Below are 8288 nucleotides of genomic sequence, written 5' to 3' on the forward strand. Positions count from 1 at the left end.
GTGTCGGCAGGTGCCTACTGGCTTTCTGCGGGCTTCGCCGGCGGGGACTCGGCCGACTGTCCGGCGAGCACCGGCGTGCCCGGGCCCTCGTCGTCCGCGTACGCATCCACCCGGGCCGCGGCGTCGTCACGGCGGCCCGTGTGGGCGGCGGACGCCGCGTGCAGCGCGTGGTAGCCGAGCAGCGTCACGACGGTGCCCAGTGCGATGCCGCCGATGGTGAAGTCGTCGGAGATCTTCACGCTCACGCCACCGATTCCGATGACGAGACCGGCTGCCACCGGAACGAGGTTCTGCGGGTCGGCGAAGTCGACCCTGTTCTCGATCCAGATCTTCGCCCCGAGCAGGCCGATCATGCCGTACAGGACGACGGTGATCCCGCCGAGCACACCGCCCGGCGTCGCGGCGACGAGCGCACCGAACTTGGGGCACAGACCGAACAGCACGGCCACGCCGGCCGCCACGTAGTACGCGGCCGTGGAGTAGACGCGGGTGGCCGCCATGACGCCGATGTTCTCCGCGTACGTGGTCGTGGGCGAGCCGCCGACCGCGCTGGCGATCACCGTGCCCACGCCGTCGGCGGAGATGGCCCGGCCCAGGGAGCCGTCCAGGTCCTCCCCCGTCATCTCCGCGACGGCCTTCACGTGTCCGGCGTTCTCCGCGACGAGAGCGATCACCGCGGGAAGTGCCACCAGGACGGCCGAGGTCTTGAAGTCCGGGGCGTGCATGCTCGGCAGACCGAACCAGTCGGCCTGGTGGACCGCGTCGAGGTTGACCCGGAAGTGGAGGGTCTCCGCGCCGTCCGGGCTGCCCGCGGTCACCGACATGATCCTGCCCAGGGTCTTGTCCAGCCCCCAGGACAGCACGTAGCCGAAGACCAGGCCGAGGAAGACGGCGATGCGCGCCCAGAACCCGCGCAGCAGCACCGTCATGGCGACCACGGCCGCCATGGTCGCCAGTGCCACCCACTGGTCCTGCGGCCAGTACACCTGCGCCACGACGGGAGCGAGATTGAAGCCGATCAGCATCACGACCGCACCGGTCACCACCGGCGGAAGCACCCGGTTCACGACGCGCGCGCCGACGAGGTGGATGAGGACGCCGACCAGGGCGAGCACCGCGCCGGCGACCAGGATCGCGCCGGTGACCGTGGCGCTGTCGCCGCCCGAGGCACGGATGGTCGCCACCGCGCCGACGAAGGCCGCGCTCGTCCCCAGATAGCTGGGGACCTTGCCCTGCACGATCAGGAGGAAGACGACCGTCGCGAAGCCCGACATCATGATCGCGAGGTTGGGGTCCAGCCCCATGACCAGCGGGAACACGAATGTCGCACCGAACATGGCCACAACGTGCTGGGCCCCCAGGCCCACAGTGCGGCCCCAGGAGAGCCTTTCGTCAGGCCGGACCACCTCTCCAGGAGGTGGTGTTCTGCCGTCCCCGTGGAGTTTCCAACCCATGCCGAGCCGCCTTCCATGCCAGGGCGATGCCCTCGGTCACTGTCCGGGTGCTGTTCGCACCCGGTTGTGGCCCGGCCCCTGTGCGGGACCAGATACCACAAGTCGCCGGCGGGTGCTGAGCGGAATGCCTTTCGCACCACCGAAGATGGAGGAACGCTACGGCCGGCCCGGGAACCCAGCACGGGAGACAACTGACAGAGCCTTGCCGGACCCATTGTCAAAAGTCACCCACGCCATGGCCCTGTGGTGTTTTCCCGTTCCCTGTGCTGGTGTTCGCCCAGGTCGTCACAGCCCGCGCATGCGGAGCACCTGCAATGCCAGTGCCACGTTCAGCCGCAAGTGGGGGTCGGTGGTGAACGGCCCCAGCAGCCGTTCGAGCTTGCCGATGCGGTAGCGGAGGGTGTTGTAGTGGAAGTGGAGGATTCGCGCGGTCTCGGCCACGTTGAGGTTGGTGTCCAGTAGCACCTGGAGTGTCGTCCGCAGGTCCGCCGTCTCCTGGTCCTCCCGTGCGGCCAGCTCGCCCAGCGTCTCCTGCACGAACGCGGCCAGCTCCGAGGAATCGGGCACCAGGCTGAGCAACCGGAACACTCCGAGGCTGTCGAAGTCCGCTATCGCGCCCGGCCCGTGCATCTGGCGGCCCACACGGGCCGCCCGGCGCGCCTGCTCGTACCCGTGCGGGAGCAGGGCCGGGCGGTCCAGGACACGACTCACACCGGTGCTGAACGAGCGGCGCCCGCCGCCACCGTCGCCGGAGACGTGCGCCACCATGTGCCGTACGACGCGGCTCGCGGCGACCGCGTCGTCGGCGCCCATCACCACCACGACCTCCTGGCTGAAGCCTCCCACCGCCGCCTGCGGGTCGTGCTCGCGTACGACCATCGTCCAGGCGGTGGCGAACCGCTCGTGGACCGGGCGCAGATCGCGCGGCTGCGGGCTCGGGTCGTGGCCCGGGTCGAGTTCGGCGACCACGACGACGACCGGCCGGTCGATGTCCCAGCCCAGCGACGCGCAGTGCGGCACCGTGTGCTCCGGCTCGCCGGCCCGCCCGGCCAGCAGGTCGCGCAGGAAGTCGCCCTGGTACTTGCTCTCGACCGCCGCGACCGCCAGTTCCTTGGTGATCACCAGCGCGGCGGTGGCCGCGGCCCGCTCGAGCACGTGGACGTCGCTGTCGTCCACCGGCCGCTCATCGGCGATGAGCACGACGCGGCCGTGGTCCAGCGCCCCGGCCAGGACGGGCACCAGCGCCACACGGGCGTCCCGCTCCTCCAGGCTGTGCAGGCCGTGCTTGAACCGTTCGACCATGAAGCGCCCGCTGGCGTCGAAGCAGCTGCCGAGGCGCGAGCTGCCCTGCGCGGGGTCCGACCGGGCCAGCACCCGCCCGTCCGGCGTGGTCACCATCACGGTGCCGCCGAGCAACGTGCTCAGCTCACAGGTGAGAGCGCTCAGTCCGCCGCCGGCCAGGACCACGTTCACCAGCGCCCGGTGCGCGTCCTCGGAACGTGCGAGGACCGCCGCCTGCCGGTTGAGGATGTCGGTGAGCACCTGGTTGAGGACGTCGTCGAACGCCACGTCGTCCGGCAGGCTGACGATCGGCAGACCGAGGCGGTCCGCCATGTCCAGCATCTCGGGCGGGAGTTCGTCGAGGTAGCGGCCGAGCTTGACGGCCACCGCCGCGAGCTGCCGCTCTTCGAGGTCAGCGACCAGCGCGGCGAGAGCCTCCGGGGTCTCCCGCAGCGGATAGCCCGTGGTCAGCAGAAGTTCGTTCGGCTTGGTCCAGGGCAGGATGTCGGGCACTTCTATGACGTTCAGCCGCTGCACCACGCGGTCGAGCCCGCGCTCCCCGGCCACCAGGCGGGCCCCGGCGAGACACGGCGAGCTGAGCACCTCGCGGACCGGGACCCCGCGGATGAGCGTCCCGCTGCCCGAGAGTCGCACCGGTTCCGACCGGTCGTCCTCGCGGGCATCTGCCACCGACGGGCCCGCCATGGAGCCCGTTGGCAATTCCTGCGAAGGATCGGCCTGATCGTTGGCAACCTTACCCATGAGGGGACCTTAGCGGCGCGATCACCTTCGCAACAGATCTGAGCACGTTCGCAACCAAACCGCGGCCGAACAGCCACGGCTTCCTGCCCGAACGACCAAGGAGGTGCGCAGCCATGGGGATCCACACCGTCGGCGAACCGCTGATACGGCCGACGGCCCTGCCGGGCGCCGCGTCCCGGGCGGTGCAGCGGACACTGGAGGGACCCGGCGGAGAGGCCCGTCTGCTGGCGGCCTTCCCGTCCGCGGTCCACCTTGCGGCGGCGGACGGCGCTGTCCTCGCGCTCGTCACCTCCGACGCGGTGCGGCTGCCGAATGCGGTGGTCCCCGCGACCGACCGCACCGGATCGCCCCTGACCCGCCTCGTGCAGGAGTGCGACGCGGCCGGCTGCGGCGCCGGCGTGCTCCGGATCGGGACGCTCCGGGTGCACGTCGCGCGCTGGTGGACGCCGCGTCGCCCGCACCCGCCGCTCGATCGCGCGGCGCTGCGGGCGGGCACCGCGGAGCTGGAGGCCGCGTTCCGCCGTACCGAGGATCCGCGGCCGGGCCTGCCCGGATCCGGCCGTGCGGCCCTGGCGCGCCTGACCCGGTCCACGGCCGGCGGCGACCGTACGGCCGCCGCCGCGGCCGCCGCTCGCCTGGTCGGGCTGGCCCCGGGGCCGAGAACCCGGCGTACCAGGTGCCGGTGCTCGACTTCCGCGGCACGCCGACCGGCATCGACGTCACCAAGGTCGTACGCACCGGAGTGCTGCCGCAGATCAACACGGGCATCGCCGGGCGCGTCGCGGGCACGGGCCAGGTCGGGGCCGGGCTGGTGACACCGCCGGCCGCGTGCTTCACCGCGGCGCTGGGCGCCCTCGCTCAGGACGCGCCCCGCTGGGGTAGCGCGCGGCTCACGGGCCCAAGTCGGTGTGAAAGGTGCGGTGGTGGTCCACCACGGAGCCTTCCGCACCGCCCGTGCGTGGGAGTTGCCGCACACACGGGGCACCCCCACCGCGCGGAAGTTGCCGCACTCACGAAGGCACGCCGCCCATGCGCGGAAGTTGCCACACACACGAAGGCACGCCGTCCGTGCGCGGGAGTTACCGCACACGCGGGGCACGCCGTGAGCGGCGTGCGGTCAGCGGGCAGCGTGGACGCGTCCGCTGGTACGCGAAAGGTGCTCCCCCGAGCCACCGCGACGGCACTTCACGATCTCCGCCAGCACCGCGATGGCCGTCTCCTGCGGGGTGCGCGCACCGAGGTCGAGACCGATGGGCGAGTGCAGGCGAGCCAACTCGGCCTCGGTCACACCCGCTTCCCGCAGGCGCACGAGCCGGTCCTCATGCGCGCGGCGGCTGCCCATCGCCCCGACGTATCCGGCGTCCGTGCGCAGCGCGCGAGCCAGCAGCGGTACATCGAACTTCGGGTCGTGCGTCAGCACGCACACGGCGGTGCGGGCATCCACGGCGAGCGAGGCGAACCAGCGGTCGGGCCAGTCGACGACGAGTTCGTCCACGCCGGGAAACCGCTCGTGCGTGGTGAACACCGGCCGCGCGTCGCACACCTTCACCCGGAATCCGGCAAACGCGCCGGCCTGCGCCACTGCTGCCGCGTGGTCGTTGGAGCCGAACACCAGCAGCGCGGGCCGGGGGACGTACGAACGGACGAACGCCACCTCTCCGTCCGGCGCGCTGCCGACCGCAGCCACTCTCTTGCCGGCCCCGCTGCCGGCTCCGGGAACGATGAGCCCGGTCTCTCCGCGGCCGAGCATCTCCCGGGCGGCGTCCGCGAGCGGCCCCGCCTCTGCCCCTTCGACGGCGACCGTCAGTCCGGCGACGGCGCGCGCACCGATCCGGTCGGCGCCGGGAGCCGCGACGACGGTGGCCACGGCCACCGGGGTTCCGGCTCGCAGGGCGGCTACCAGCGCCGGGAAGTCCGGCCGGCGGACCCGGTCGACCGGTTCGACGAAGACTTCCAGGCTGCCGCCACAGGTGAGGCCGGACATCAGCGCGTCGTCATCGCTCACCCCGTACGCGGCCGACTCCGGCCGCCCCGACGCGATCACCTCGCACGCCAACTCGTAGACCACTCCCTCGACACAGCCCCCGGACACACTGCCGAGCACTTCTCCTCCGGCGCCGACGGCCATGACCGCGCCTGCGTCACGGGGAGCGCTGCGCAGCGTGGAGATTACGGTGGCCAGCGCGAACGTCCGCCCCTCGGCATACCATTTCTCGAGATCGTCAAGCAGGTGCCGCATGCCGTTCCCACCTCCGCCGGTTCTCCCTGGGGAGTCATGAGTACATGTCCGGGGGCACGCTGCCGACGGCAACTTCTGCCAAGAACCTGGCCTCGGCGCCGGTACCCGGTGGATCTTGTGTCCGGAGCGGTCTCTTTGCTTGGCTGGTCCCGTGATTGATCGTTTCGCCCGAGCTCTGGGCACCTATGCCTTCCGCAATCCGGTGACCGCCGGATACGTCGGTTTGCTGTTGCTGACCCATCTCTGGCTCACCGTGGTGCTGTCCACCGCTGACGCCCAGCGGTTTGCACTCGGCATCAGCACCAATCTGAGCAATCTGCAACACCATCCGGTCCGTTCACTGGTGGGCAGCATGCTGTTCTTCGACGGCACGCTGACCTCCATCGCCTCACTCCACTTCGCCGGCACGGTGATCACGCTCGGCATCGGCGTCGGCCTGTGCCTGGCGTGGCTGGAACGGCGGTACGGAGCGATGCGTGCCTACGCCGTCTTCGTCCTGGGGCACGTGCTGGCCACCCTGATCACCACACAGGTGATCAGGGTCGCCCTCGCCCACGACTGGTATCCGACCAGCGTCCGGCACGCCGTCGACTTCGGGATCAGTTACGGGGCCGAGGCGGCGCTTGCGGCGGGAGCGCTGCTGCTGAAGCGGGCGCGGTGGCTCGCGGTCGCCGGGGTTGTCGCATGGCCGGTGCTCGGCGGCGACTGGAGCGGTGTCCTGCCCGACTTCACCACCGTCGGTCATCTCACGGCGGCGGCCGTCGGCTTCGCTTGCGGCGCCTTCCTGCTCCTGACCGTCCGGCGCGACACCCCGGCCCCGGCGGCTCAGCCCGACCCGGCACACACCGAATAGGACGACGACAGAAGAACTGCCTTCGCTACTCGGTTCCGATGCGACCGCCCAGGCGGTGGACCACGTTCTCCGAGATTTCGACAAGGGCCTTCAACTGGCCACGGGACAGGGCGTCGACGAAGATGTGGCGGACATGCGCCGCATGCAGGGGTGCGACCGTTCGGATCGCCTCCAGCCCCTCGGGGGTCAGCACGGCCACAGCGCCGCGCGCGTCCGTGGGGCACTCCTCACGGCGTACGAGTCCGCGACCTTCCATCCGGCGGACCTGATGCGACAACCGGCTCTTCTCCCACCTCGCCAGCGCGGCGAGCTCCTGCATCCGCAGCCGGTGGTCCTTCGCCTCCGACAGCGGGACGAGCACGCGATAGTCGGCCATGGAGAGCCCGCCGTTTCGCTTCAGCTCCTGGTTGACCCGTTCCTCCATCAGCTGACTCATGGCGACGAAGCCCTGCCACGCACGCCTTTCCAGGTCGTCGAGCGATCGAAGTTCAGTCACCGATCGAGACTAGCTCTCCATTGATTGACGGATCAACTCAACAACTGGGTCGACCGGGAGCTCGTCCACCGACGCCCCTGACACTGCTGTCCGGCTCGGCTCCCTGCATTCGGGTCGGCGCACCGCACCCTTGCAGCGACGTACACCGTAGGACGCTGAGTGCCGAACCAGAACGGCACTGAGTACCCAGGGGCAGTCGGTCAGCTCTCCCGGAGGGCCGACTCGATGCTCTGCACGACGCGCCACATGCGGGCACCCTTCGGGGCGACCATCACGATCACCTCGCCATCGTCGGCGGTCTGCTCGGCGGCCGGTCGGGACGTCTCCTCCGATCCCCGCCCCGACGCCCGCCCATCCTGACCGCTCACGGCACTCCCCCAGACACGCACGAGCGAAAGGGCGTGGTTCACCGCGGCTTCGGGGTCCTCGGCACCGCCCGACCGCAGCCAGGACCGCAAGCCGTTGTTGTGGGCCGCGACCACGGCGGCGGCGATCACCTCGGCCCACAGGGCGCCGTCCCGCCTGCCCGCAAACCGGCCACGGAGGTAGCCGGCCAGCGTCCGCTCGTACCGGCGCACGACGGAGAGTTCATAGGTACGCAGTCCAGGCACTTCGCGGGTGAGACGGTAGCGCTGAACCGAGAACTCCGGATTGGCGGCGTACATGCGCAGGACAAGCCGGGCCGCGTCACACACGGCTGTCACCGGATCCGCCTCGTCAGACGCGTCCAGGTACGCCGTCATGTCTTCAAGACAGCGGTCGTGGTCCGGAAAGACCACGTCCTCCTTGGACGGGAAATAACGGAAGAAGGAGCGGCGGCCAACGCCCGCTCTGGCCACGATGTCGTCCACGGTGGTCTGCTCGAAGCCACGCTCGAGGAACAACTGGAATGCAGCCTCGGCGAGGACGTCCCGCATGGGCACTTTCGCGGGGGCGGCAGCAGCGTCCCCGGCCACGGTCTTCCGTCTCCGGCGCGCCTCGGTCATGCCAAGACCGTAACACCGGAGCATCGAAGATGACACCCAGTACCTTTACTGAGGGTACTGAGTGCCATAGTCTCGGACGTACACCATGCGCGAGCGTGGAAACCCACCAGTCATGTCATCAGGGAGAGCCGGCGTGAGCTTGAGGATCGTTGTCTGTGTGAAGTACGTGCCCGACGCCACCGGCGACCGGCACTTCGCCGATGACCTGACCGTCGAC

At 70.4% G+C, this 8288-nt stretch carries 7 protein-coding genes and 1 pseudogene; 3 read left to right on the plus strand and 5 right to left on the minus strand.

Annotation, left to right across the window (positions count from 1 at the left end; genetic code table 11):
- Positions 1–14 precede the first annotated feature (14 nt).
- Both ACWGI8_RS33835 and ACWGI8_RS33840 read right to left on the minus strand, forming a co-directional pair.
- Positions 15–1454: a uracil-xanthine permease family protein gene (locus ACWGI8_RS33835; protein WP_453666836.1), complete on the minus strand. Its 1440-nt coding sequence runs from the start codon at positions 1452–1454 to the stop codon at positions 15–17.
- A 285-nt stretch (positions 1455–1739) separates the two neighbouring features.
- On the minus strand, positions 1740–3497 hold the full coding sequence (locus ACWGI8_RS33840; protein WP_453666838.1) for a PucR family transcriptional regulator: 1758 nt from the start codon (positions 3495–3497) through the stop codon (positions 1740–1742).
- Positions 3498–3610: 113 nt separating this feature from the next.
- Between ACWGI8_RS33840 and ACWGI8_RS33845 the strand changes: the two genes are divergently transcribed.
- Positions 3611–4312 (plus strand): hypothetical protein, encoded by a 702-nt coding sequence (locus ACWGI8_RS33845; protein WP_453666840.1) that lies wholly within the window; start codon positions 3611–3613, stop codon positions 4310–4312.
- A gap of 302 nt (positions 4313–4614) precedes the next feature.
- Here the strand turns inward: ACWGI8_RS33845 and ACWGI8_RS33850 are convergent, their stop codons facing one another.
- The gene (locus tag ACWGI8_RS33850; RefSeq protein ID WP_453666842.1) at positions 4615–5736 is read right to left on the minus strand and encodes an XdhC family protein; all 1122 of its coding nucleotides are present in this window, start codon (positions 5734–5736) and stop codon (positions 4615–4617) included.
- 151 nt (positions 5737–5887) lie between these two features.
- Here ACWGI8_RS33850 and ACWGI8_RS33855 point away from each other — a divergent pair, with 151 nt between their 5' ends.
- Positions 5888–6589 (plus strand): rhomboid-like protein, encoded by a 702-nt coding sequence (locus tag ACWGI8_RS33855; RefSeq protein ID WP_453666844.1) that lies wholly within the window; start codon positions 5888–5890, stop codon positions 6587–6589.
- A 25-nt stretch (positions 6590–6614) separates the two neighbouring features.
- On the opposite strand, the gene ACWGI8_RS33860 is transcribed toward ACWGI8_RS33855, so the two are convergent.
- Positions 6615–7085, minus strand: a complete 471-nt coding sequence (locus ACWGI8_RS33860) for a MarR family winged helix-turn-helix transcriptional regulator (protein ID WP_453666846.1) — start codon at positions 7083–7085, stop codon at positions 6615–6617.
- 200 nt (positions 7086–7285) lie between these two features.
- Positions 7286–8002 carry a TetR family transcriptional regulator gene (locus ACWGI8_RS33865; RefSeq protein ID WP_453666848.1) on the minus strand — a complete coding sequence of 239 codons (717 nt, stop codon included), beginning with the start codon at positions 8000–8002 and terminating at the stop codon, positions 7286–7288.
- A gap of 202 nt (positions 8003–8204) precedes the next feature.
- On the opposite strand from ACWGI8_RS33865, the pseudogene ACWGI8_RS33870 reads away from it, so the two are divergent.
- Positions 8205–8288, plus strand: a pseudogene (locus ACWGI8_RS33870) (electron transfer flavoprotein subunit beta); the annotation flags it as partial.

Source organism: Streptomyces sp. NPDC054841 (genome assembly GCF_053611045.1).